Origin of the sequence: Exiguobacterium sp. s59, from assembly GCF_018617475.1 — a bacterium.
GTDB classification, from domain to species: domain Bacteria; phylum Bacillota; class Bacilli; order Exiguobacteriales; family Exiguobacteriaceae; genus Exiguobacterium; species Exiguobacterium aestuarii.
Genome location: NZ_JACSKG010000001.1, coordinates 309,023 through 333,784 on the forward strand (window position 1 = coordinate 309,023; position 24,762 = coordinate 333,784).

30 protein-coding genes are annotated in these 24,762 nt (G+C 46.2%); 23 read left to right on the plus strand and 7 right to left on the minus strand.

Annotated features, from left to right (window positions below):
• The first annotated feature begins 55 nt into the window (after positions 1-55).
• The 3 genes from cls to pepF are packed head-to-tail and all read left to right on the plus strand — an operon-like array spanning position 56 to position 4,461.
• Entirely contained in the window at positions 56-1,567 is a 1,512-nt protein-coding gene (gene cls, locus KNO91_RS01590) for a cardiolipin synthase (RefSeq protein WP_214789197.1), read from the plus strand.
• Positions 1,568-1,579: 12 nt separating this feature from the next.
• Positions 1,580-2,674 (plus strand): competence protein CoiA, encoded by a 1,095-nt coding sequence (locus tag KNO91_RS01595; protein ID WP_214815790.1) that lies wholly within the window; start codon positions 1,580-1,582, stop codon positions 2,672-2,674.
• Entirely contained in the window at positions 2,659-4,461 is a 1,803-nt protein-coding gene (pepF, locus tag KNO91_RS01600; RefSeq protein ID WP_214815793.1) for an oligoendopeptidase F, read from the plus strand. Before KNO91_RS01595 ends, pepF begins: the two co-directional genes overlap by 16 nt.
• A 204-nt stretch (positions 4,462-4,665) precedes the next feature.
• On the opposite strand, the gene KNO91_RS01605 is transcribed toward pepF, so the two are convergent.
• Complete coding sequence (locus KNO91_RS01605) at positions 4,666-5,316, minus strand: DsbA family protein (RefSeq protein ID WP_251126507.1); 651 nt, start codon at positions 5,314-5,316, stop codon at positions 4,666-4,668.
• Positions 5,317-5,525: 209 nt separating this feature from the next.
• Positions 5,526-6,107 (minus strand): CYTH domain-containing protein, encoded by a 582-nt coding sequence (locus KNO91_RS01610; protein ID WP_214815796.1) that lies wholly within the window; start codon positions 6,105-6,107, stop codon positions 5,526-5,528.
• A 109-nt stretch (positions 6,108-6,216) separates the two neighbouring features.
• Here KNO91_RS01610 and yjbM point away from each other — a divergent pair, with 109 nt between their 5' ends.
• The 3 genes from yjbM to KNO91_RS01625 are packed head-to-tail and all read left to right on the plus strand — an operon-like array spanning position 6,217 to position 8,538.
• A complete protein-coding gene (gene yjbM / locus KNO91_RS01615) occupies positions 6,217-6,861 on the plus strand; it encodes a GTP diphosphokinase (RefSeq protein WP_015881226.1) in 645 nt (214 codons plus the stop codon).
• A gap of 12 nt (positions 6,862-6,873) precedes the next feature.
• Positions 6,874-7,671 (plus strand): NAD kinase, encoded by a 798-nt coding sequence (locus KNO91_RS01620; protein WP_214789179.1) that lies wholly within the window; start codon positions 6,874-6,876, stop codon positions 7,669-7,671.
• A gap of 3 nt (positions 7,672-7,674) precedes the next feature.
• On the plus strand, positions 7,675-8,538 hold the full coding sequence (locus tag KNO91_RS01625; RefSeq protein WP_214794243.1) for an RluA family pseudouridine synthase: 864 nt from the start codon (positions 7,675-7,677) through the stop codon (positions 8,536-8,538).
• 41 nt (positions 8,539-8,579) lie between these two features.
• On the opposite strand, the gene KNO91_RS01630 is transcribed toward KNO91_RS01625, so the two are convergent.
• A complete protein-coding gene (locus tag KNO91_RS01630) occupies positions 8,580-9,746 on the minus strand; it encodes an FtsW/RodA/SpoVE family cell cycle protein (protein ID WP_214789173.1) in 1,167 nt (388 codons plus the stop codon).
• Positions 9,747-9,895: 149 nt separating this feature from the next.
• On the opposite strand from KNO91_RS01630, the gene fabI reads away from it, so the two are divergent.
• Together fabI and KNO91_RS01640 are read left to right on the plus strand one after the other, a co-directional pair.
• The gene (gene fabI, locus KNO91_RS01635; protein ID WP_214695521.1) at positions 9,896-10,669 is read left to right on the plus strand and encodes an enoyl-ACP reductase FabI; all 774 of its coding nucleotides are present in this window, start codon (positions 9,896-9,898) and stop codon (positions 10,667-10,669) included.
• 83 nt (positions 10,670-10,752) lie between these two features.
• On the plus strand, positions 10,753-10,941 hold the full coding sequence (locus tag KNO91_RS01640) for a hypothetical protein (protein WP_074035057.1): 189 nt from the start codon (positions 10,753-10,755) through the stop codon (positions 10,939-10,941).
• A gap of 2 nt (positions 10,942-10,943) precedes the next feature.
• On the opposite strand, the gene KNO91_RS01645 is transcribed toward KNO91_RS01640, so the two are convergent.
• Positions 10,944-11,453: a YjcG family protein gene (locus KNO91_RS01645; RefSeq protein ID WP_214789170.1), complete on the minus strand. Its 510-nt coding sequence runs from the start codon at positions 11,451-11,453 to the stop codon at positions 10,944-10,946.
• Between the two features lie 175 nt (positions 11,454-11,628).
• Between KNO91_RS01645 and KNO91_RS01650 the strand changes: the two genes are divergently transcribed.
• From KNO91_RS01650 to KNO91_RS01680, 7 genes are all read left to right on the plus strand, one after another.
• Positions 11,629-12,174 carry a phosphatidylglycerophosphatase A family protein gene (locus KNO91_RS01650; protein ID WP_015881233.1) on the plus strand — a complete coding sequence of 182 codons (546 nt, stop codon included), beginning with the start codon at positions 11,629-11,631 and terminating at the stop codon, positions 12,172-12,174.
• The gene (locus tag KNO91_RS01655) at positions 12,174-12,761 is read left to right on the plus strand and encodes a phosphatase PAP2 family protein (protein WP_214815799.1); all 588 of its coding nucleotides are present in this window, start codon (positions 12,174-12,176) and stop codon (positions 12,759-12,761) included. The genes KNO91_RS01650 and KNO91_RS01655 overlap by 1 nt, the downstream gene beginning before the upstream one ends.
• Positions 12,758-13,294, plus strand: a complete 537-nt coding sequence (locus KNO91_RS01660) for a hypothetical protein (protein WP_214815803.1) — start codon at positions 12,758-12,760, stop codon at positions 13,292-13,294. The genes KNO91_RS01655 and KNO91_RS01660 overlap by 4 nt, the downstream gene beginning before the upstream one ends.
• Positions 13,287-13,478 (plus strand): hypothetical protein, encoded by a 192-nt coding sequence (locus tag KNO91_RS01665; protein ID WP_214794238.1) that lies wholly within the window; start codon positions 13,287-13,289, stop codon positions 13,476-13,478. Before KNO91_RS01660 ends, KNO91_RS01665 begins: the two co-directional genes overlap by 8 nt.
• Positions 13,479-13,638: 160 nt before the next feature.
• Complete coding sequence (locus KNO91_RS01670) at positions 13,639-15,663, plus strand: BglG family transcription antiterminator (protein WP_214815806.1); 2,025 nt, start codon at positions 13,639-13,641, stop codon at positions 15,661-15,663.
• A complete protein-coding gene (locus KNO91_RS01675) occupies positions 15,660-15,926 on the plus strand; it encodes a PTS sugar transporter subunit IIB (RefSeq protein ID WP_214739852.1) in 267 nt (88 codons plus the stop codon). Before KNO91_RS01670 ends, KNO91_RS01675 begins: the two co-directional genes overlap by 4 nt.
• A gap of 31 nt (positions 15,927-15,957) precedes the next feature.
• A complete protein-coding gene (locus tag KNO91_RS01680) occupies positions 15,958-17,220 on the plus strand; it encodes a PTS ascorbate transporter subunit IIC (RefSeq protein ID WP_214789155.1) in 1,263 nt (420 codons plus the stop codon).
• Positions 17,221-17,268: 48 nt separating this feature from the next.
• Here KNO91_RS01680 and KNO91_RS01685 read toward each other — a convergent pair whose 3' ends face one another.
• Together KNO91_RS01685 and KNO91_RS01690 are read right to left on the minus strand one after the other, a co-directional pair.
• A complete protein-coding gene (locus KNO91_RS01685; protein ID WP_015881237.1) occupies positions 17,269-17,556 on the minus strand; it encodes a hypothetical protein in 288 nt (95 codons plus the stop codon).
• 273 nt (positions 17,557-17,829) lie between these two features.
• Positions 17,830-18,561, minus strand: a complete 732-nt coding sequence (locus KNO91_RS01690; RefSeq protein ID WP_214789152.1) for a hypothetical protein — start codon at positions 18,559-18,561, stop codon at positions 17,830-17,832.
• A gap of 149 nt (positions 18,562-18,710) precedes the next feature.
• Between KNO91_RS01690 and KNO91_RS01695 the strand changes: the two genes are divergently transcribed.
• The 8 genes from KNO91_RS01695 (at position 18,711) to nadE (ending at position 24,294) form a co-directional block, all read left to right on the plus strand.
• A complete protein-coding gene (locus tag KNO91_RS01695) occupies positions 18,711-19,286 on the plus strand; it encodes a GNAT family N-acetyltransferase (protein ID WP_214789149.1) in 576 nt (191 codons plus the stop codon).
• Positions 19,283-20,002 carry an alpha/beta hydrolase gene (locus KNO91_RS01700; RefSeq protein WP_214815809.1) on the plus strand — a complete coding sequence of 240 codons (720 nt, stop codon included), beginning with the start codon at positions 19,283-19,285 and terminating at the stop codon, positions 20,000-20,002. Before KNO91_RS01695 ends, KNO91_RS01700 begins: the two co-directional genes overlap by 4 nt.
• Positions 19,989-20,549: an NADPH-dependent FMN reductase gene (locus KNO91_RS01705; RefSeq protein ID WP_214815812.1), complete on the plus strand. Its 561-nt coding sequence runs from the start codon at positions 19,989-19,991 to the stop codon at positions 20,547-20,549. Before KNO91_RS01700 ends, KNO91_RS01705 begins: the two co-directional genes overlap by 14 nt.
• A 68-nt stretch (positions 20,550-20,617) precedes the next feature.
• Positions 20,618-20,857 (plus strand): hypothetical protein, encoded by a 240-nt coding sequence (locus tag KNO91_RS01710; RefSeq protein WP_214789140.1) that lies wholly within the window; start codon positions 20,618-20,620, stop codon positions 20,855-20,857.
• Between the two features lie 85 nt (positions 20,858-20,942).
• Positions 20,943-22,034 carry a virulence factor gene (locus tag KNO91_RS01715; RefSeq protein ID WP_214815815.1) on the plus strand — a complete coding sequence of 364 codons (1,092 nt, stop codon included), beginning with the start codon at positions 20,943-20,945 and terminating at the stop codon, positions 22,032-22,034.
• A gap of 245 nt (positions 22,035-22,279) precedes the next feature.
• Complete coding sequence (locus KNO91_RS01720; protein ID WP_214695545.1) at positions 22,280-22,474, plus strand: hypothetical protein; 195 nt, start codon at positions 22,280-22,282, stop codon at positions 22,472-22,474.
• A 98-nt stretch (positions 22,475-22,572) separates the two neighbouring features.
• A complete protein-coding gene (locus KNO91_RS01725) occupies positions 22,573-23,367 on the plus strand; it encodes a BsuPI-related putative proteinase inhibitor (RefSeq protein WP_214794227.1) in 795 nt (264 codons plus the stop codon).
• Positions 23,368-23,478: 111 nt separating this feature from the next.
• On the plus strand, positions 23,479-24,294 hold the full coding sequence (gene nadE / locus KNO91_RS01730) for an ammonia-dependent NAD(+) synthetase (protein ID WP_214789128.1): 816 nt from the start codon (positions 23,479-23,481) through the stop codon (positions 24,292-24,294).
• A 45-nt stretch (positions 24,295-24,339) separates the two neighbouring features.
• Here the strand turns inward: nadE and KNO91_RS01735 are convergent, their stop codons facing one another.
• The gene (locus tag KNO91_RS01735; protein ID WP_214789124.1) at positions 24,340-24,726 is read right to left on the minus strand and encodes a disulfide bond formation protein B; all 387 of its coding nucleotides are present in this window, start codon (positions 24,724-24,726) and stop codon (positions 24,340-24,342) included.
• Positions 24,727-24,762: the final 36 nt, after the last annotated feature.

Consider the following 24,762-nt stretch of genomic DNA (forward strand, 5'->3'; position numbering starts at 1 on the left):
CGTTACGATGTATAATTAATGATAATACATGACAGAAACGAGGTCAGGTTATAATATGTTGCGACGCATACAAGTACTCTTTTCCCTTATTTTGCTCGCAGGACTCATTGCGATATTATCGTATTACTGGAGCTCACAAGTAATCGGGCTCTTCTCGATTCTCGTTTTTTTGACAACGTTCAGTATTTTGCTTGTGATTTTGCTTGAAAATCGAAATCCGCAACGGACGTTGATCTGGGCGATTGTCATGATTGGCTTTCCTGTCGTCGGGCTGTTCGCTTACTTTGTGTTCGGTCAGAACTATCGTCGTAAGCGGATGTTTAAAGAGAAGGCGATGCTCGATGAAGAGACATACTTGGCTTATCGGCAAAAAGCAATGACGCTATCCCCGTCACTGATGTTTGCGCATGATGATTATGAGAAATTGATGCATCTCACCTCATCATTGAACCAACTACCGGTCTCTTCGAATACGTATACGCAGGTTTTGACGAACGGTCGTGAAAAATTCTCGAAGCTGTTGCCAGCCCTGAAAGGGGCGACAAGGCATATCCACTTAGAGTATTACATCTTTAGGGAAGACCGTATTTCTCGGGAAATTCAGCGCATTTTAATCGAGAAGGCCAAAAAAGGGGTAGAGGTTCGATTTTTATATGATGCGGTCGGTTCTATTCATACGAGTAGTACGTTCTTTGAAGAAATGAAACAAGCTGGTGTCCAGGTGCAGGCGTTCTTTCCGGTCGTCCTTCCGCTCGTGTCGAGTAAGACGAACTACCGAAACCATCGTAAGATTGTCGTCATCGATGGGACCGAGGCGTTCACTGGAGGGTTGAACGTAGGGGATGAGTACTTGGGCGAACACTCTAAATTTGGGTTTTGGCGTGACACCCATCTCTATGTCAGAGGAGAAGGGGTATCGGAGTTACAACTGATCTTTTTACAAGATTGGTATTACATGACTGGGGAGCGGCTTTTTACCCCGTTCTATTTAGAACCGCTCGAAACGGTAAGGAGTGCGAGCGGCGGTGTCCAAATCGTTGCCAGCGGACCAGATGAACCGTATGAGACGATGAAATCGATTTATTTCTCGTTAATTAATGCGGCGAAAAAGTCCGTCTATATTTCCTCCCCGTATTTGATTCCGGATGAAGACATTATGAGTGCGTTAAAGACGGCGTCGCTATCAGGCATCGATGTTCGTATCGTCTTACCGAGTTACCCGGACCATAAAATTGTATTTTATGCGAGCCGATCTTATTATGAAGAGCTGTTATTGGCTGGAGTGAAGATTTATTTATATGAGGAAGGATTTATGCATTCAAAAGTCATCGTCGTCGATGATGGGCTTGCTACGATTGGGACGGCGAACATGGACTTTCGTAGCTTCCATTTAAATTTCGAAGTGAATGCGCTTTTGTACAACACGAACTCGGTCCATCAATTGAAACAAGACTTGTATCATGATTTTGAAGGGTCTCACGAACTCGTGTTAGAAGAGTTCGCGAAGCGCTCATTCTTTATAAAACTCGTAGAATCATTAGCCAGAATGTTTTCACCACTACTATAAGGGGGGAGCAAGATGCGGTTTGCGATCGGTCGAGAAGGAAACATCGTTGATTCCTTTACGCTCAATCGAATGCAGGCGGAGCAACTTGCTCCTTTTCGATGTCCGACATGTCAGGAAATGCTGATTTTGAAGCAAGGAGCGAAACGACGGCTGCATTTTGCCCATATCCATACGTGTGGGAGAGCGGAATCCGTCACGCACCATCAGGATAAATGGGCAGTGTGCCAGTGGCTTCAAGAAAGAGGATATCCGGTCGAACAAGAGGTGACGATTGGGAATCGTCGGGCTGACGTTCTTACAGACGTGGATGGGAACAAAATCGTATTCGAGATTCAAGCATCCCCCTTGCAATCGGAAGAGTACGTCGCGCGAACGAACGATTATAAGCGAGCTGGTCTCGATGTGATTTGGCTCGCGAGTGGACTCGATTTAAGAATGAACCAATCGTTTCAACCGTGGATGTGCCTCGAACTCTTTCAGCGACATCGGTTGTTGACGGTGAGGGATGGGAATCTGTTGCGTTTCAATGGATTTCCGATTTCAATCAAATATGGCATCGGAAATTGGGGAATCTCGTCGTCAGTGAAAACGTCACCGTATGAAGCCTATTATCGGTTCAATGCGCTGGAATGGACGGAGATGATTCGAAGAAAGCGAATGTCGCCACTTTATCCGTCTCCAACCAATCGTCGTCTCATTTTGAATCGTCTATATCCTTTGGGGGTGATTCCCGCATTGTTACCGACCGCCTGCTATCTTCCGCTCACTTCGCTTTGGGGAGTGCATATCCATCCGATTGAATTTCAGACCGTTCTTTATTTAAATCGACGCGAGTCACCGAATGATTCGGTAGAGTGGAGTATTCAAAAGACGTGCCGCCAGTTCGGAGTGACACCGACAAGCGACTTTTCCCAGTCATTTCATGTACAATGGAAACAACTCTTGAATGCATGTCGTTTATCGTGTGATGTCAGTTCATGGCCGCTTCCGACCACATATGAAGAAGCGAGACGTCACGATACACGATTGTTTCAAGGACTTCAGCGATTGATGTTACAATCGGCTAGCCAATCAGAAAAGGGAGTGAACGTATGTCGGAAGTATTGACACGACAACAAGTTCCAGTTGAAGAGACGTGGAACTTAGAGACGATCTACAGTAATGACGAAGCTTGGGAAGCGGATTTTCAAGCGTTGAAAGAGCAAGTACCTGCTTTAATCGGTTTTAAAGGGAAGCTCGGAGAATCGGCAGAAACGTTATACGAATCATTACAACTCCGCGATGAGCTTTCTCGTAAGTTACATAAGCTGTATACATACGCACACATGCGTTATGACGAAGATACGGCGAACAGTCATTATCAGGCGCTAAATGACCGTGCGGGCTCACTCGCCTCGCAAATTTCAGCTCAACTCGCGTTCATGACGCCAGAGCTTCTCTCAATCGATGAAGCCCAAATTGAAGCCTTTATGGAGCAGCACGAGTCACTCCGCGTTTATCGTCATGCGTTCGATGAGTTGGCGCAAGAACGTCCACACGTGTTGACGGAAGCGGAAGAAGCGATTCTTGCACAGGCCGGAGACGTGCTCGGTCAATCGAGTTCGACGTTCGGTATGCTCAACAACGCGGATTTGAAATTCCCAAAAGTGAAAAATGAAAAAGGGGAAGAGGTCGAGTTGACGCACGGTCGTTATATCACATTCCTCGAATCAAGTGATCGAAGTGTCCGTGAGAACGCCTTTAAAGCGATGTACGGGACGTATGGGCAATATTTGAACACGTTTGCCTCTACGCTTTCGGGAAGTGTGAAAAAAGATAACTTCTATGCGTCTGTTCGTAAGTTTGAGAGTGCAAGACAGGCAGCACTTCACCATAATGCGATTCCGGAGTCTGTATATGACGGACTAGTCGAGGCAGTGAACGAGCGTCTTGACTTGTTGCATCGTTATGTCGCACTTCGTAAGCGTGCGCTCGGGTTAGATGAGTTGCATATGTATGATTTATATACACCGCTCGTGAAAGATGTTGAGATGAAGGTGTCATATGAGGAAGCGAAACAATTGATGGTTGATGGTTTGGCACCTCTTGGTGAAGAGTATGTTCAAATCGTGAAAGACGGACTCGACTCACGTTGGGTCGACGTTCGCGAGACACGTGGCAAACGCAGCGGTGCTTATTCATCAGGAGCATACGATACACAACCGTTCATTCTCATGAACTGGCAGGACAACGTCAACAACTTGTTCACACTCGCGCACGAGTTCGGTCATTCCGTGCATAGCCATTATACGCGTACGTCACAGCCGTATCCGTATGGTGACTATTCAATCTTTGTGGCAGAAGTCGCATCGACGACGAACGAGGCTCTGTTGAACGACCATCTATTGAAAACACGAACAGCAAAAGAAGAGCGTCTCTACTTATTGAACAATCAACTTGAAACGTTCCGTGGGACGTTGTTCCGTCAAACGATGTTCGCTGAGTTTGAACATATGATCCATCAGGCTGCGCAAGAAGGCGTCTCACTCACTCCAGAATACTTGAATGAGACGTATTTGGAATTGAACAAACGTTACTTCGGAGACGAGATTGTCATCGATGAAGAGATTTCGTATGAATGGGCGCGGATCCCGCACTTCTATTACAACTACTATGTCTATCAATATGCGACAGGTATTTCAGCATCGGCAGCGTTGTCGCACCAGATTATGGAAGAGGGAGAGCCAGCTGTTCGTCGCTACATCGATAACTTCCTCAAGGCTGGATCAAGTGACTATTCGATTGAAGTGTTGAAAGCGGCTGGTGTCGATATGACGACGAAAGAACCGGTGCTCAAAGCACTTGATCAGTTCGAGGCAGTGCTCGACGAAATGGAATCATTATTGTTCTCGTGAACAATATGTGACAATGTACACAAACTAGTTGTCAGATGAAGTGGGACTCGGTATATTATAAGTGTGAAATCAATCACAAACCCCTTTATTGACCGTAAACTTTCTCCCATCTTGTAGGCCTTCCCCGGGCCTCAAGGTAAGACGGCTCTTGTCCCCGCTTGAGACGTCAAAAACCCCACGGCTCCCCGGCCGTGGGGTTCTTTTTTATTTCGTTTGCGCCCATGCTTCACCACTACATCCAGGTACAGGACGGCAGCGTTGTTGCAAGGAAAGCTTCTTCAGTTCGCGTTCAATCACAGCTTTATCTAAGTCTAGAATATACGATAGTTCGGTAATGGTAGAGGCGTCATATCGAGCCAATACTTTTGCTACATCCCAGTCAGTCGAGCGACTCGGTGCATAACCTAGCAACTCGGTCATGACTGATTGATAGACATCGTACGGATAAACCCCTTCAATCTTCAATGCTTCATCGCGCGTCACGAAGGTGAGGGCGGGCAATGACTCAATCTCCCAATCTTTCAACACTTGATGATCGACTGCTAAAGCATTCAAGAGCTGGTTCGATTGAAGATCGGCTTCGAGTTCACTCAAATCAAGACCATACTCTTCGAAAGAACGTGCGATTTCCCATAAATCGATGGAGCCAAATTGTTTACTAGAGAATAAATCGTTCACATGCATGTGACGTAAAAAACGCATCGCATGACGTTTCCCTTGTAATTCTAGCGCTTTGATCATAGTGAGAAGGCGAACTTCTTCCTGACATCCGCCAACACAGCTAGGAACGGTAGAGACCATTCGGAAACGAATCACATGTCCGTATTCAATCTCTAACTTTTTGATCAGTGTCATCACGTGAAAATTTTCAGGACTCGAGATGTCCATGAAATAGAATAACTCCAATGGCTTATACGTTACTTGAATAGGAGTTTCTTCCAGTGAACAGGATGACCCATTACATTGTTCAAGTTCCATTTGTGTCGCCTCCTCTCGGCAAAAAACTCATTTAACTTTGTAAACTCATTGTAGCAACGAAAAAAAAAGGTTGGCAATGTATCTGCTCAACCTTCAGACCGACTCATTTTTAATTCCATGAATCGTACGATTTTATTTTTGGCGGGACGGTACGGGAGACCGTGCTCCGCTAGCAGTCTTTCGAATGCGCGCTGACCTGCTTCTTCATTCGCGACCTCAAATTCTATTTCATAGTCGGTCGTCTCCAAATAATGGCTTTCATCTAAAACGAGTAGACCGTCCTCTGTTTGATATTCGGCTCGATTCGTCTCGAGGCGTCCGAGGTGTTCGAGTGCGGCATTTAATTTGAATGGAGCAAGAGCTTGCTTCATTTGGTCATCGTGAACGATTCCGTATTTGAACAAGTCTTCAGCTTCTTCTTCGGTGATTTTGGCATGCGTCTCTAGCAATCCGATTTCGTACGGTTGTTTCAGCGTCAACACTTGACCTTGTTTTTTCTCACGGATGCGAAGAGCTGCGCCATTCTTTTTTAACTGAAAAGATGGCGTATCAAAATAATCGTTCGCTTGCCAGCGTACTTGATCTTCTAGTTTGTAAGCTCGAATCAGCTTTTCATACTCATCTTTCGTCAACATTGATTTGAATTCAATTTCCACTTCTTGGGTCATAAATCATCGCTCCATTCTATGAACAATTGTTCGTTTATGATACCATACAAACGGATACATACGGAAAGGACGCGTTTTTTCCGGAAAAGAACGAAAGTGGTGACAGCGTATGCAATCAGTGAACTGGGATCAGTTTTTAGTACCGTATCAAATCGCGGTAGACGAGTTGAAAGTGAAGTTAAAAGCCGTTCGTAAGCAATTCAAGTCGCAAAATGACCATTCTCCGATTGAATTTGTCACAGGTCGTGTGAAGCCAGTCGGGAGTATCCTCGAAAAAGCAAAGCGAAAGAATATCGCTGATCATGAATTGGCGACTGATATGCAAGATATTGCTGGATTACGAATCATGTGTCAGTTTGTCGATGATATCGTTCATGTCTTGGATTTGCTTCATCGTCGGACAGATTTTAAAATAGTGGAAGAACGTAATTATATTACGCATCAAAAAGATTCTGGCTATCGATCGTATCACGTCATTATCGAATATCCGGTTCAGACGATTCATGGGGAGATTCCGACACTTGTCGAAGTGCAAATTCGTACCCTTGCGATGAACTTTTGGGCAACGATCGAGCATTCTTTAAATTATAAATACGATGGCGATATGCCTCTTGAAGTACAAGAACGATTGAGACGTGCGGCTGAGGCGGCCTTTCTTCTCGATGCAGAGATGAGTCAACTTCGTGTCGAGATTCAAGACGCACAGCAAGTGTTTCGGGATAAAGAGATGAATGTGAAAACGGACGAGGACTAGGGGGAAATCGATATGCAGTTTGCGATTGTATCGAGGGGAGATACGCGATCAGCGGAAATCGCCCAAGATCTGACTGAAAAACTTGAAGCCGCGGGGCACACGTTATCGGAAGAACCACGAATCGTGGTATCAGTCGGTGGGGACGGGACGATGTTGCAGGCGTTCCATAAATATATTGACCGACTCGATGAAACACTTCTCGTCGGCATTCATACCGGACATCTTGGATTTTATGCGGACTGGCAACCGGATGAGTTGGATGAACTGACGGAAATGATTACGAGTGAGTCGTTCGAACCGGTCTCTTATCCGCTCGTCGAGGTACTGATTGATTATGAGAACGGAAAGACCGATCGTCAACTGGCGATGAATGACTGTACGATTAAAAATTATAAGCGGACGCTCGTCTGTGATTTGTCGATTCGCGACGATTATTTTGAAACGTTTCGTGGAGACGGGCTATGTATCTCGACCCCATCAGGTTCGACCGCCTATAACAAAGCGCTCGGTGGTGCGATTGTTCACCCATCGATTGAGGCGATTCAAGTGACAGAGATGGCCTCCATCAATAACTTGGTTTATCGGACGATTGGGGCGCCGCTCCTATTGCCGAAACATCATCAAGTGAAAATTAAGCCGCACACGAAAACGGAATTCGAATTGGCGTTCGACCATCAAGAAGCGTTATCTTGGTCAGACGTCGTGTCGATCCGATGCGCGGTCGCAAAAGAAAAAGTGACATTCGCCCGTTTCCGCCCGTTCCCATTTTGGCGCCGTGTACGCGAATCGTTCATCGAGGAAGGAAAGTAACAGATGCAAGGATTTATGATGCGTCGCGTTGTGGAGAAGTCGATTCCACTGCGCGACTTTTTAATGCAGGACCTCGGGATATCCCGAAAGATGCTCACGCTCGTAAAGCATGAAGGTGAAATCGAGGTGAATGGAATACATCGCACCGTTCGGCACGTTCTCGAGCCAGGGGATGAAGTGACGGTACGTTTCCCACCCGAATCCCCTTCAACAGACATGGTCGCCTCAGACAGACCAATCCGCATTTTGTATGAAGATGATACGGTGTTGGCGGTCGATAAGCCGGCAGGAATCGCCACGATTCCATCACGACTACATCCGACCGATACACTCGCAAACGCCGTACTCGGTTACTATTATCGAATCGGTCTGGCATCTGCGATCCATGTGATCAATCGACTCGATCGCGATACGAGCGGGGTCGTCCTGTTTGCAAAGTATGGATTCATTCACCATCGATTTAGCGAGCTTCAGAGAGCGAATGCGCTCACACGCTCTTATGTGGCGCTCGTTGAAGGCGAAGTTCCTATCCAAACAATCGATGCACCGATTGGACGCGCCGAGAATTCGATTATGGAACGAGTCGTGACAAGAGACGGACAGCGCGCCGTCACACATATCGTCGCGTGTCAGCCATTCGGGAGTGACTCTTTATTGACGATTCGACTTGAGACAGGACGCACGCATCAAATCCGTGTTCATTTGCGCCATATCGGTCATCCGCTAATCGGGGACTCGATGTATGGGGGAGCGGCTCGGATGTCACGTCACGCCCTCCACAGCGCGTCAGCGCGCTTTATTCATCCGATGACAGGGGAAGAAGTGATCATCGAAGCACCGATTCCGCAGGATTTTCAATCTATGTAAAAAATCCCCTCGAGGTTTTTCGTAACCTTGAGGGGATTTTGTCAATCGTCATCAAACATATAGGTTTTTGATTTAGAGGCAACGTTCATGACGAGACCGATGGCGATCATGTTCATGATGATCCCTGTCCCTCCATAACTGACGAATGGGAGGGTGAGTCCCGTGATCGGCAAGACCCCGATTGTCATCCCGATGTTTTGGAACACTTGGAATGTGAACATGGCGATGACGCCGGTAACGATATAGCTTCCGAATGCGCTGCTTGATTCAAGTGCGATGTGAATCATGCGATAGAGGAACAAGAAAAAGACGATGATCACAAGTGCTGCGCCGATGAATCCGTAATGCTCGGCGATGACGGCGAAGATGAAGTCTGTCTGTGATTCTGGTAGGTAGACGAGTCCTTGTCCATATCCTGCCCCAAACATCTGCCCAGACCCGATCGCTTGTAATGATTTGATTAACTGGAACGCCAAGTCATCCGAGTATTCATATGGATAGATCCATGCCTGGAATCGGTTGAGGGCGTGTCCTGGTACAATAGCCTGCAACACTTCAAAATGGGAGAAGAACAGATACATAAACGTCCCGATGGTCAAAGCGGCGGCGCTGAAGAGACCGAGCAACCACTTCCAGCCGATACCGGAGACGATGATAATCGCGCCGAGCATCGTGATCAAGACGAGTCCTGTTCCTAAGTCCGGTTGCGTCACGATCAGCCCAAGTGGTGGAATGGCGACCAATACCAATTTGACCAAGAGCCATGTGTCGAGTTGAGATGAGCCGTATCGCTTATTGTGATCATATACAATCGTCGACATCGAAATCAAAAGGAACAATTTCATGAACTCTGCCGGCTGAAAACTGAATCCCGGTACGTTATACCAACCATACGCTCCGTTTATGTTCGGAACGAGTGTTGTGTCGCGGAGAGGAATGAGTCCTACGAGCAAGAGAAGACCGAATGCATATAAGTACCAATGGATTTTTCGAAGTTGCTCATATTCGATTGTCATGATGGCAAACATCGCGAAAAAGCCGATGACGTATCGAATGCCTTGCTCGAGAGCGAAGTTGATATGTTGAAGTCGGGTCGGCAACATCGGTTGTGCCGTATAGATTGCACCGAGGCTGATGATCATCAATAAGAAGACGATGGTCAATAACGTGGTGTCTATACTTTTGAAATATGATTGAATGCGGTTCATAATGGAGTCGAGTCACCCTTTCTATACGTATTTTATCTTACCGCAACTTAAAAAAATCGCAATACGAAACGAGCCGGTTGACAAAACAGAAACCTTTCTGTAATCTGATAACAGATATTATCACCAGGTACTAAAAAGGGGAGTTTATGATGTCAATTTTTCCAACATTAACGAATAAAACGTATGTCGTCATGGGGATTGCCAACAAGCGTTCCATCGCATGGGCGATTGCTAAAACGCTCGATGAGGCGGGAGCGAAGCTCGTATTAACGTATGCAGCAGAACGATTCAAATCAAGTCTCGAATCGCTTGCGAGCGAGTTGAAGCAAGAAGCGATTTTGCTCGAGTGTGACGTTACAAATGATGAAGCGATTGAAACGACGTTCCGTTCCATCCATGAACAAGCGGGCGAAATTCAAGGGATTGCCCATTCGATTGCATTCGCAGATAAAGAAGCATTGCGCGGCGAGTTCTCGGAAATGACACGTGGACAATTCGCGCAGGCGTTAGACATCTCTGCGTATAGTTTGACGGCAGTCGTGAAAGCGGCGAAACCTTACTTCGCATCAGATGCCTCGGTGATCACGTTAACATACCTCGGTGGGGAGCGCGTCGTTCCGAACTATAACTTGATGGGTGTCGCAAAAGCAGCGCTTGACTCTAGCGTCAAGTACTTGGCAAATGAGTACGGCCCGCATGGCGTTCGTGTCAATGCGATCTCGGCTGGTCCGATTCGCACATTGTCGGCTAAAGGGGTAGGCGACTTCAACAGTATCCTTTCTGAGCTTGAACAAAAAGCACCGTTACGTCGAAACGTCTCTGCAGAAGAAGTTGCGTCAACTGGACTCTTCCTTCTCTCGGGAATGGGGAGCGGCGTCACGGGTGAAGTCATTCACGTCGATAGCGGGTATCATATTTTATAAGTTTGGGGAATGGCGCAGTGATGCGCCATTTTTGTATTATGTAGCCGTTTAATCGGGTAAGGACCTATGAAGGAGGTCAGATCATGGGTCCTTATCAGATTGACTTTACTGTCGTTCAATACGTCAACCGGCAAGTCCAGCCGTCAGGTCGAGCAAGCATCGAACCGGTGACGCGTATCAAACGCGTCCAGCGAATCCGACCTCGACGAGAAGAATGGTTAGAAGAAGAGCAAGAAAAAAACCCCGGTCGCTTTGTCGACCGGAGCATATAAGATTAGCCTCGGAAACGGAACGTCTCATAGACGTTCCATGTTTCATTTTCGAGTTCGTACATGACAGCCATCCGAGTGATCGTCTCTTCAAAATGGACTTGCTCCATACGCATCCGTTCGAGGACGTCGAACAGTTCGGCATCGGTCAAATCTTGACCGATTGTAATATGTGGCAAGAACTCATATTTTGGAGACTGACTGAGCACGTCTTCATGTAGTCGCTGCTGCAAAGCAGACAGTTCGCGTGTCGGTAACACTTTCAAATACAGCACGTTGTTCGTTGGCGCAAAAGAGCGGACGCCATCGACTTTTAACTGAATCGGTTTAGTCGAATCCGCAACTTGTTGCAAGTACTCGAGTACTTTTGGCAAGTCTTCTTCTGCTACCTCTGTCCGCTCCTTGATGGTCACGTGAGGTGAAATCAACGCATATTTAGTGTCATAACGTTTTCGATAAGAGTTCGCAAAATCTTGCACTTGTTTAGACGGAAATAAGACTACCCCAATCTTCATTCCTCTTCCCCCTTTAATCGTTTAACCTACATGTTTATGATGACCGATTTAATGAGGGAAGTCAAAGCAGGGTTCGTCTTTTTTCGATTTTTCAGTATAATGGTTATATTAACTAGAGAGGCGATGACTCTCTGAACGAAGGGATGTGAAGCGGGATTTCAATCCTGCGCCTATTATGAAACACGTACCACACTCACGAGATGTCCGAGAAGCAGCGCGTGCCCGCCTGCTCGAGCGCGGCGTCACGATTGAATCGATTGCAGAAATTGTCTATCAGATGCAAGCCCCTTACTCGCCGCATCTTTCCTTAAAAGATTGTATGGATTCCGTAGAAGCCGTTCTCGACAAACGTGAATTGCAACATGCTATTCTCGTCGGATCGGAACTCGATATGTTGGCGGAAAAGGGCCAACTGTCTGAACCGCTCTTATCCATCATTGCATCTGACGAAGGTCTTTTTGGAGTGGACGAAACGATTGCCATCGGTGCCGTTAACACATATGGTTCGATCGCCGTCACGACGTTCGGGTACTTAGACAAGGCAAAAATCGGCATCATCAAGCAGCTCGATACGAAAATGGACGACGGTCAAGTGCATACGTTCATGGACGACCTTGTCGGTGCGATTGCAGCGAACGCGTCTGGACGATTGGCACACCGTCTTCGAGATATGGTCGACTTCGGAGAAGAAGAGATGCGTGAACGAAAAGGGTTGTATTAATGAAATATACACCCATGCAGGTGGTCATCGCCGGGACGATCGCATATGTGATCGTGTCGGTGTTTGTCGTTTTGGGAGCAGTCGGTCCCATGAATACGTTCGTATATGAGTTGTTACAACCGCTACCGGATCGTGTGTTTGCATACGTCACGGAATTAGGGAGCGCGCAGGTCATTGTCGGGCTATCGATTTTAGGTTTATTGTTTTGGTTCTGGCGCGGTGACCGCGTCGAGGCGTGGCGACTCGCGCTCGTCGGGATTGGGACGCTCCTTTTCACACAAGTGCTAAAGCTCGTCTATGGGATTGATCGCCCGCTCATCGATGCATCGCTCGATGCGACAACGTATAGCTTTCCGAGCGGTCATGCATCTGGATCGCTTGCGTTATATGGATTGACGGCTTATGTGCTGTATCGAAAGGGGCAGTCAACATTCGCCATCTTCGTACTGATCTGTCTCGTCCTTGCAGTATCGCTCAGTCGAGTCGTCTTGAACGTCCATTATTTTAGTGACGTGATTGGTGGTTGGCTCGTCGCGCTGACCATGATTGCCTTGTCTGAATGGTTTATAAGGAGGAAAACAGTTTGATCGTCGTTGTAGATGTAGAGAAGTGGTTATTTGTTCAAAAGAAAGAAGCGGATGAAGCGTCGGTGCCTACGATTTTGGTGGAAAAGAATATAGAAGGGGCCACATGGTTCACTTCGATGAAAATTTTGTTCCAACTGAAGAAATGGACGGGTCAACGCCAATTCGTCCCACTGTTACCTTATGATGAAGAGACTTATCGCTCGTATGAGGTATTCCACGTCGATGCCGTGCCTCCGATGGCGTTACTCGACAGGGGGCGCACGTTACTCGTGAACAACCAACGAGATGAATCGTATGAACTCGCCTTACAGGAAAGTGGACATGTATCGGAAGCGTCAATCCTAACGTTTGCGCTCAACTATATTGAACAGGTGACGAATAACCGTGTTGTGTTTGCAGGAGAAGAGACAATTGATGGCGTTCCCGGCGTCCCGAACGAGTTATGGGATGCGACCGATCGATTGGATTCAGGACGCCGACTGTTCGAATGGATTCGAGAAGAAGACGCACGTAAGGAGAATGTACATGACTGATTGGGAACATACGTTTCAACAATTACTTGACGAACAACAAGATGAAGTGAAAGTACCACGGGAAGACTTTTTATCCGTTCGGACCATGCTGATTGAGAAAGGTTGGCTCTTTCAAGTTGTAGGAGAAGCCAAGCACGGCGGGATCACGATTTATCGCCGTAACCCGGTCGTACCGACTTCATAACTGAAAAAGAGACGAACGAATTTGAACGATTCGATCGTCTCTTTTTTGTGTTTTCTTGTAGAGACAGAAGTTTGTGGAGGTGTCTCCGAAAAGTCTGTCGTAACCGCTTACATTTTTTGTCCCGATTCGTTTTATACTACAGGTGTAGGAGGCCTCTACCATGCAATTGAATGAAAAAAGTAAACGAATGTTAAATGTCATCTTACACGAAAAGCAGATGACCGTCGATACGTTGACGATGATGCTTCCATATTCTCGTCGAACGGTTGAATATGAGCTTGAGCGCATTCAAGAATGGCTCAGTTACCATGGTTTATCCAATATGAAAGTGGATGGAACTAAAATTGAATTGACGGTGACAGAAGCGTTAATCGATCAAGTGGAACGTGCGGAATTAGTTTGGTCAGAAGAAGAACGTGAGCTTGTGATTACACTTTATGCCATGACACAAGTTGAGTTTCTTTCAAGCTTCCACTTTCAGCATTTGTTGGATGTGTCCAAGTACACCGTTCAAGAAAGTTTAAATGCGATCAAGAAAAAGGCCGCACGATTCGGTCTCGACTTCTCCTATACGAGAAAAGAAGGCTATCGATTCAACGGTCATTTCCAAACGGTCACGTTATACGTTTATCGAACGATTGAACAATTGCTTGATAAGTCGACGTCCTCACAATTACTCGACCTATGCTTCGATGAATGGCAAGAGGAGTTTAGGAAGCGTGTCCGTCAGATTGAACAGTTTGAGGCGCTCAAACAGTTTCAATTTGTGGAAAGTCACCGCGAAAAAATGGCGTATTTTCTTCTCGTTGGTTCCAAGTTGTCTCCAGAATCATTTGTTCGAGATGAGGACTCTTGGTTGACGGAAAAAGTAGAACAATCAGTTCGAGCGCATTTTCAAGATGTCCCGCAACTTTGGGATATGTTGATAATGCTCATCCAAAGTGGTCCGAAAGTGTCGGAAGAGATGGATGAAACGGTCCAACAGAATCTTGCCGCTACGATGATTCAGGTGATTGAGCGATTCGAGGGATTAAGTTGTACGCGTGTCATTGAACGGGAGGCATTATGTGAGAAATTAGTTCTTCATGCCAAAGCGACACTGAAGCGTGTTCATACGGAAGTCATGCCGCCAGAAGAGTTAGAAAGGTATGTCTTGAAAGAGCACCGGGTTTTAAATGTGATCGTCGATCGTTCACTCGATCCGATTCGACAACAAATTCAAGCCGAACTTCCGAAAACGGAAGTCATGTATTTCACGTTGCATTTCGCAGCCCACCTTCATCAACAAGGACAGCACCTTGATGAAAAAATGAAGGCGATTGTCGTATGTCCGAGCGGGATTAGTGTGTCGCATATGCTCGACCATATTTTGAAGAATCAATTCCCGGACTTTGTATTCTTACCACCGATCTCACAACGTGACGTGTTAGAGTATGCGCCGCTTGTCGATTTAATTTTCACTACGGTCCCATTGCCGTTAGCCGTGCAGCAGCAGGCGCATGTGACCCTCGTACCGACCCTTCCGACGAGGCTCGAGCAACTCGCCTTAAAGCGACAAATCCATCAACGCTTTATCGCCAGCGGAGGAATGGCTCGATTAGAAGTGTCCGATATTCTCGAAGTGGTGAAGAAATATGCGACAGTCCATCAAGAATCACAATTGAGAAAAGAATTGAATCATTTACTACAAGATGAAGCGACGAAAGATGAATGGAAAGGGGGACAACCCGTGCTAAATCAACTCGTAACAAAAAATGAAATTCAACTTCGCGATCATGTGTCGAATTGGCAGGAGTCCATTCGTCTCGCGGCCGAACCACTTGTCCAGAACGGGGCAATCGAAACACGCTATGTGGAAACGATGATTGAGAACGTCGTGGAGCATGGTCCGTATATCGTCCTCATGCCACAAATTGCTATCCCACATGCGCGACCTGAGGATGGTGTGAATCAAATTGGGATGAGCGTGTTGAAACTTACAGAACCGGTCTTCTTTCCGGGGGATAAACCAGTCCGTGCATTTTTTGTGCTAGCGGCTATCGATCAAACGACTCACTTGAAAGCGCTTGCGCAATTGACTGAACTGTTAGGGAATGAACAAGACGTGTCACTCGTATTAGGGGCAGACAACGTCGAAGAGATTGTCGAGATACTCAATCGTTATTCAGAGGAGGAAGAAAAATGAAAAAGATTTTAGTAGTATGTGGGAACGGATTAGGGTCAAGCTTCATTATGGAGTTGAATGTGAAGAAAGCGCTCGAACAAATGGGGAAAGAGGCGGATGTCTCTCATACGGATATTGCGACAGCACGAACTGAACCTGCTGATATTTACCTTGGGGCACAAGATATCATCGGAACACTGGACGATGGTGCGAAAGAAATTGTCGCCCTTGAGAATGTCATGAATATTGAAGAAATCAAATCTAAACTTGAAGGCAAAGTATAACGAATAAATAAACCGTAAAGGGGGAGCGCTTATGCTTGATTTGATTATGCGAGATATATTGGGGACACCTGCCATACTGGTCGGATTGTTCGCATTAATCGGGCTCGTTTTACAGAAAAAAGACATTGCTTCCATCGTCTCTGGTACGCTGAAGACAATCATGGGGTTCGTGATTATTGGAGCGGGGGCCGGTGTGATCATTGCGGCCCTCGACATTTTCGGACAAATGTTCGACGAGGCGTTCAGTATTCGTGGCGTCATCCCAAACAATGAAGCGATTGTTGCAGTTGCACAAGATGCATTCGGTGTTGAAACAGCAATGATCATGGTGTTCGGGATGGTTATGAATATCGTTTTGGCTCGCATCACACCATTTAAATACATCTTCTTGACGGGTCACCATACGTTATTCATGGCGAGTTTACTCGCAGCCATTCTTTCCGTCTCTGGTCTCGAAGGTACGCTCTTGATCATCATCGGATCGGTATTGCTCGGATTATGCATGGTCTTGTTCCCTGCTCTTCTTCAACCGTTCGTTCGTCAAATTACGGGGTCAGACGATTTTGCAGTCGGACACTTTGGTTCACTCGGTTACTTTATATCTGGAACGATTGGGAAATATGCCGGAAACAAGGAGCACTCGACGGAGCAAATTCAAGTACCAAAACAACTTGGGTTTCTACGGGACACATCCGTTGCCGTTTCGTTGACGATGACCCTGTTATTTGTGGTGGTAGCTATCTTTGCCGGACCAGCATTTGTTGAAACGGAATTGTCAGATGGATCAAACTACATCGTCTTCTCTATCATTCAAGCGATCACCTTTGCTGCAGGGGTATATATCGTCCTTGCTGGTGTACGGATGTTGATTGCAGAAATTGTACCGGCCTTCAAAGGGATTGCCGACAAGATGGTACCGAACGCAAAACCTGCGCTAGATTGTCCGACCGTCTTCCCGTTTGCGCCGAATGCGGTCATCATCGGATTTTTAGCGAGTTTTGCAGCTGGGCTATTCTCGATGTTTCTTCTCCCGTTATTCGGTCTGGCTGTCATTGTACCAGGCCTTGTCCCACACTTCTTTACAGGGGCGACGGCAGGGGTATTCGGGAATGCTACCGGTGGACGTCGCGGAGCGATTCTTGGATCGATTGCCAACGGTGTATTAATCAGTTTCTTACCGGCTCTCCTCTTGCCACTCTTGGGGAATCTCGGATTTGAGAGTACGACATTCGGGGACTCTGACTTTGCCCTTGTTGGTATTTTGGTCAGTTGGCTTGTTTCATTATTCTCATAATATAGAAAATGAGGTCTTTCTCCCACACGGAGACAAGACCTCATTTTTTTACGCATTTGAAGCGAGTTTGATTTTTTGTCGTTTCATCTTGTGGAGTAACCATGCATAGAGGACTTCACAAGAGTTGTGAGGAAGGGTCAGCTCCACAAGTGGGTGGGCATGACCAAATATAGTGAAGCGCGAATGGTCCTCGTCGAGCAGAGAGACTTGAATGTCAGTCGCATCCTGAAGTGAAATGCGTTGTTCTCCTGCGTGAGCATCTTTAAGTTTCAGCATTTTTCCATTCGTCGCAAACTTGGTGAACGAAGAGACTCCTTGTACTTTCAGTTGTTCCATTTCGTGTATCTATCCATCCGCGTGATGAATAGATTTTCACCTCGCTTTCTCTATATTGCCTTCCATTCCTCCAGAAGGTTATTCCTAGTATAACGCCTTGTCCGAAAAAGAAAAGTGTTAATTTAACAAAAAATTAAGACAATTTGTTATCAATTTTTAAGAATAGCGTTCACACCCATTCTTGAAGGGAATTGACTTGAAACAATCGGGCTGAAAATAACAAAAAAGAACCTCATTTTCAGAGGTTCGATTGCGTTCTATACATCCATGACCTTATAACCGTTCAATGTGCCATGTACGACGACGGTACAACAACTGTCCTTTCAGCGCGATTGATTCCTTTTTGGCGTCAAAGTCTTCTTCGAGGACGGACATATCTTCATAACGACCGGCCACATAGAAGGAAATGACGATTTGGCGATTGAACAGACTTCGTTTCGTGTGATCAAAATCGATGATCAGTCCTTGAGGTGCCAAATCGAGCAGCTCATCGATGACAGGAAGCGGGATTGGGACGAAACTAATGTTTCGGATATCGCGGTCTAGCTTGCTTTGCAACATATTTTGAACGAAACGATTGATTGTCGACCAATCGCGGATGTAGAGACTACTATGGCGATCGTTTGCTTCATTGAAGAACACAATCTCGTTATCAAGCGAATCCAAAAACGGTTTCTTGATACCACGCTCCATATGACTTAAAAATAGGATCTCTGCGATTTCATGATCGGACAACGTCTCAAGCGTGTTGTAGTCCGGGAAATCAATTGCAGTGAATGTCGTCTGGTTATTTAAATACTTAGACGAGAATGAAGAGAGCTCATGCGCTTCGATATATCGGAATCGTGACCTAGAAGATTGTCTCATTCCTTTAATATCGGTTCGACAAATAATCATCGGTCTCGTGACAGAAAGTGCCTCTGTCACATCAGCTAACGTAACCCCATGTAGCGTAAAGCGCTGAACATCTCGGTCTTGTTTTAAATAAAAGAGTTGTTTTGACATATGGTATCCCCTCAGTTTGACATACTACATTCATAGTAGCAAAAACACATGATTTCCGCTATCTTGAGACGGTTCGAGAGGGTTGAGTTCGATACATTTGGGAAAAGAGAAGTATACTTGAGGAAACGAATAGGAAAGGCGGGTTCCACATGTGGGGATTAAAACGTAGTTTTCCTGAGCTCGCTACGCCCCGGTTTATCCTGCGAGAGCTAGAACCGCGTGATGCTAGAGCACTTTATACCATTTTATCGACTGAAGAAGTAATGCGATATTACGGGTCGGACCCGTTGCTTGCAGTCTATGAGGCGAAAAATGTCATCGCATACTTCAAAGATCAATTTCAACAAGGAAAAGCGATTCGCTGGGCCATTTGTGATCGATTGACAAACGAGTTAGTCGGGACAATCGGATTTCATAATTGGACGCCTCAATATTACCGGGCTGAAATCGGTTTTGAAGTCTCCCCCCATTATTGGAGACAAGGGGTGGCTTTCGAAGCGGCGACTGCTGTCATCCAACATGGATTTGAAGAGTTCAAGTTTCATCGCATCTCCGCCTTGGTTGCACCAGGGAATGAGGGTTCGAATCGCCTCGTACAAAAACTTGGATTTATAGAAGAGGGCTTATTACATGATTATGCATATAGCCATGGTCGATTCATGGATTTAACGATGTATCGACTACTCAAAACAGAATGGGAAGAAAAGGAGCATTTGATGATATGAAGGAACTCGTATTGATACACGGATTGTGCGGTTCGCCAAAGTATTTTGAACGAATGGAACCGTTATTGAATGCAGAAGTCCATGCCCTCACACTGCCGGGTCATGCAGGGACAGAAGTCGGACCAGAGACGATGGACCAGTTCGCAGACTGGGTCATCGAAGAGATTCGACTTCGCAATCTTGAAAAACCGTTCGTCCTCGGACATTCCTTCGGAGGATACGTGACGACCAATCTCGTACGTCGCTACGGTGAAGAATTATCCGGATTTGGATTGCTTCATTCAACTGCCGCCTCTGATACAGAAGAAGCGAAAGAAAAACGGAACGGGGCAATCAACAAAGTCATCGAAGAGGGTGTGAAGCCATTTATTGATGGGATGATCCCAAACGTCTTCTCGGATGATTCCGATCCAACACTTATTCAACAGGCGATTGAGATTGGATATGAGATGTCTGTGGAAGGTATCGTGAATGCACAACGAGCAATTCGTGACCGTGAAGATGAAGTGGGAACCGTTTTAGCGACTGAACTCCCTGGCTTATTCATTTATGGAGAGAAAGATCCGAATATGGACGAGACACGGGCGTTTTTAGGTGCGGATCGTCACAAGAAAGCCGTTGTATCTTATAGCCACATGGGAATGATGGAAGCCCCCGAAGAAGAAGCGGAAATTGTGAATCAGTGGATGCAGGAGGTGGAGCATGGAAAAGTATAAATTAATCGCGATGTCGGGTAGTCTTCGTAAACAATCTTTCAATACGGCACTTTTACATTCGATTATTGAGCTGGCTCAAGATGATTTTGACATCGATGTCGTTTCCATCGAACTTCCGTTATTTAACGACGATTTAATCGATCCGGATGAGCCAGAAGTTGTAGCCGCTTTGAAGCAAGCCGTCCGAGAAGCTGATGGAATATTGATCGTCACACCTGAATATAACCATAGCATTCCAGGCGTTCTAAAGAATGCAATCGACTGGCTCTCACTCGAGCCGGGGACCCCACTCCGAGAAAAGCCCGTCATGATTGCGGGTGCTTCGCCGGGCATACTCGGTACGGCAAGATGTCAAATTCATCTCCGACAAGTATTTGCCACAAATCGTGCAAATGTTTTACCAGGAAATGAAATTTTCATCACGCATTGTAAAGAGAAGATTGATGAGACTGGATTACATGATGAGAAATCGATTCATCAAATTAACAAAACATTATCTGAGTATCGTAAATGGATTGATTTTTGGAAGCGTAACGCAAAAAATTAACTTGAAGTCGCCCTTTTTGTTTGATAGAAATGAATTGTGAAAACAAACACAAGAGGAGCGACACCAAAATGGAAACTTACATCGAACTGTACAATGGCGGCGAATTAGGTGATCGGGCGGTAATGAACGATGGTATGACGTTTGGTCGGATGACGATTGTTGAATTGTTCTATCAATCCAATCATATTTTTGGTTACGTAAAAGAGAATGGTGAAAAACGTTTCTTCCTTGAACCGATTTCAGAGGATGACACATTTACTGTGGATGGGGTCACGTACTCGCTCCAACAGTTTATCGCGTTGTTCTAAAAAAGAATAAATGGGTGATTAAACGCAAGCGACTCGCTTGCGTTTTTTTGTCATTTTCGTCACGATGAAGAGTGAGGTGATGAGGATGAAACTAGTAGCAATCGAACCAACTCCAAGTCCGAATAACTTGAAAATTATTGTGGACCCTCCGTTTGAAGGAAGAGGGACAACGTATGACAAAGCGAGTACCGATGCGCCAGCGATCATTCAAGAAATCGTTGGCCTTCGAGGCGTAAAATCGGTTTACGCTGTATCTGATTTTCTTGCCGTCGAGCGTCATCCGAAACATGACTGGCATGACGTGATGAATGAAATCCGACGAGCGTTTGGTGAACAAGTCGAAGAAGTCGAATCCGCACAGATGGACACGGACTATGAACCGGTTCATGTGTCTGTCCAGTTCGTGCTAGACGTCCCGATGCAGTTGAAACTCGTCAAAGGAGACGAAGAAAAACGAATCGGATTGTCGAAACGGTTCGTTGATGCTGCGATGGAAGTTCAGGCACAAGTGAAGAATGTCATTCAAGATCGGCGCTGGGTCGAACAAGCCCCGCGCTATGGTGAATTAGATGAAGTCAGTGTCGTCGCGCAAGAAGAATTAGAAGCTGCATATCCACAGGAACGCCTTGAGCGCATCGTGGCACGAGCGTTTGGGCGCGAGGCTGATTTCGAGGCAAACGCGAACCACTTGCAATCTGACAATTGGAAAGACCGGATGGCTTTCTTGGATGAATTGGACATCCGAGACGAGAACATGGTCTATTTCCGTCGCGCACTCGAAGACTCCGTAATGGCGATTCGCCGTCAAGCTGTCGTCATGATCGGGATGTTTGAAGAACGGCGTGAGGAATATGTCACATATATTGAACAAGCGCTCGTCGACCCTTCTCCTATTGTGCGACGTACGGCTGGGGATACGGTCTCGGATTGGGCGTTACATCAATCTCAACCTTCGATGATCGAGGCATTAAAAGATAAGAATAAACTTGTCCGTTGGCGTGCAGCCCGTTTCTTATTTGATTGTGGGGACGAACGTGCTGTATCGGCTCTAACGGTTGCCGAACAAGACCGTGAATTTGAAGTTTCTTTACAAGCTCGCCTTGCGAAAGAGCGCATCACAAGCGGAGAAACGGCACTTGGAACAGTGTGGCAACAAATTTCGAACCGTACGAAGTAACATTTCGTTCGACATGTGGTGAATCAATTTCATTTACATTTTTAGGGAGAGAGAGGCGTCCGTAAGGCGGATTTCCTCTCTTTTTCAATATTATTTATGCACATTTCACCATTTGACTAACATTTGATGTAAGCGTTTCGACAATAGGTAAAACGTCACGATTTCCCTGTCGAACGATAGGACCTGCATCTTGGTTTCAGATTGGTACACTAGGTTTATCACAGATGAACAAAGGAGCCATACTTATGATGTTGTTTGCAGAAACGCCTGAACTTGTAGCTTATAAAGAAGTGGTAGGAGAAACGATGGTCGTCACGTTCGAATCGATGCATAGTGAGACGTTCTCCATTTCGGCGCAAGTCCGGTCTGATCTCGATATCGCTGATTCGTTGTTCATGACCGGTTGGCAACAGTACATGGAACAAGCTAAAGTTTCGTAAAAAAGGTAAATAATATAAGGAAAATCATTACAAACGTCTGCACTTTGTATACACTAGTGCTATAGACGTTTTTTATTTTGTTGAGGAGAGTGGGATCCATGAAAAAAACTTGGTTACTCGCCGTTGTGACGGCAATCATACTAGTCGTAGCAGGATGTGGAAAAGAAGAGGCGAAACCGAGTCAAGTGAATAGTGATTCGTCCGAACCACCAGCTCCATTAACACTTGACACCGAAGTCGCATATGATGCGTCAGCTAATACATTATCAGCAACTGTCAAAATGGCGAACCCGAATGAAGAAGCAGCGAACGTGACGTTTAACTCGTCACAACGCTTTCAATTGATTGTTAAACAAGGTGACGAAACTGTGTTTGATTATGGTAGCGAGTATATGTTCACAGAATCGATTATCGAAGAGACATGGGAAGCGGATGAACAAAAGGTATTTGATGAAGTATTCCCGTTAGAACTAGAGGCTGGTGAATATTCGGTCGAAGTGATTGGGCTCGGTCAAGTCGACGGGGCACCAGAGATTGCTGTGACGGATGAGACCTCTTTCACTGTTGAACGAGCTGTAGAAGAGCCAGAAGAGGACACTACAGAAACGCCGGAAGAAACACCTTCATCTGAACCGCAAACAGATGGTGCGTTCCGCGATGTTAAGATCGATGTGAATGGTACGATGATTCAAGTCAGTGGCTTCACGGAAGAAGTGGAGTTTGAGTGGTCTGTGTCAGACGGCCATAACCTGTACGCACAAGGTGCTGCCGAAGTGACGGGGGGGAGCTTCACGTTTGGTGTGTTGCTCGATGAAGCGCCAGCTGAAGGACAAAAACTATTCCTCGAATTGACGCCAATCGGTGGGGACGTCACGTCATTCCAAATTCAATAATCGCGAGACGGAAACGAATGTTTCCGTCTTTCTTTTTTGTGTCGCTAGTTGACGGGGTTTGTGAATTATCAGACAATAAAACGAAATGAGAGAATTATGGGAGGGTCATTCATGCAACAACATATTATCGAATCAACACATGTCAAGCCGACCATCGATCCGAAAGCAGAGATTCGTCAACGAATCGATTTCTTAAAAGCGTATGTGAAACGTGCGGGCGCTAAAGGTCTTGTACTCGGAATTTCGGGAGGTCAAGACTCAAGTTTGGCAGGGAAACTATGTCAGCTCGCCATGGAAGAACTTCGCGCAGAAGAAGCTTTAGACTATACGTTTTACGCGGTAAGGTTACCGTATGGTGAACAACATGACGAAGACGATGCGCAACTCGCCCTTGAGTTCATTCGCCCGGACAAGTCGCTCACGGTCAATATCAAACCTGCCGTCGATGCATCGGTAGAAGCGTTCCGCCAAGCGACAGGGTTGGAATTGAGTGACTTCCATAAAGGGAACACGAAGGCACGTGAGCGAATGAAAGCACAGTATGATATCGCAGCGACGTTCGGCGCCCTCGTTGTCGGTACGGATCATGCAGCCGAATATGTGACAGGGTTTTACACGAAGCATGGGGATGGGGCATGTGACCTCACGCCGTTGACTGGTCTAAACAAACGTCAAGGGAAGGCTTTGCTTCATGAACTAGAAGCGCATGAGCGTGTCATTTATAAAGTCCCGACAGCAGACCTTGAAGATGGTCGCCCGGGACTTCCTGACGAAGTGGCACTCGGTATGACGTATGATCAGCTCGATGACTATTTAGAAGGTAAGTCTGTCGACCCAGTGATTGCAGAGCGAATCGAGACGATTTTCAAACGTTCACGTCACAAACATCATATGCCTGCTTCTCTATACGACGAGTGGTGGCAATAAAAAAAGGAGAGGCTGTCATCATGACGGCTTCTCCTTTTTTGCGTCTCACGCCTTTTTGAATGGGACGAATTGAATCATCAAAATACATGTGAATGCGATGAAGCTGAGTAGCGGAATCGTGACGAAGCCGAAGTAGTTCACCCAGCGAATGAGGCAGTCATTCGTGCAGAAGGCATCTCCGTTCGGAATTCGCTCTAGAATGACGTGATAGAGACTGATACACCATCCGGCACCGGCCATGATGCCGACGAATAATCGATTCACGTCACGGGCGGTCAGCATGATCGTCAAGTAGTAGATGGCAAGTGGATACATAAAGATGCGTTGAAACCAACATAGTTTACATGGTAAGAAAAGCATGACTTCAGAAAAATATAGGCTGCCGAGCGTCGCGACGGTGGCGACGATAAAGGCGAAATGATGGCGTTGCATCAGATTTCCTCCTAACACTCAAATTGATTCATAAAC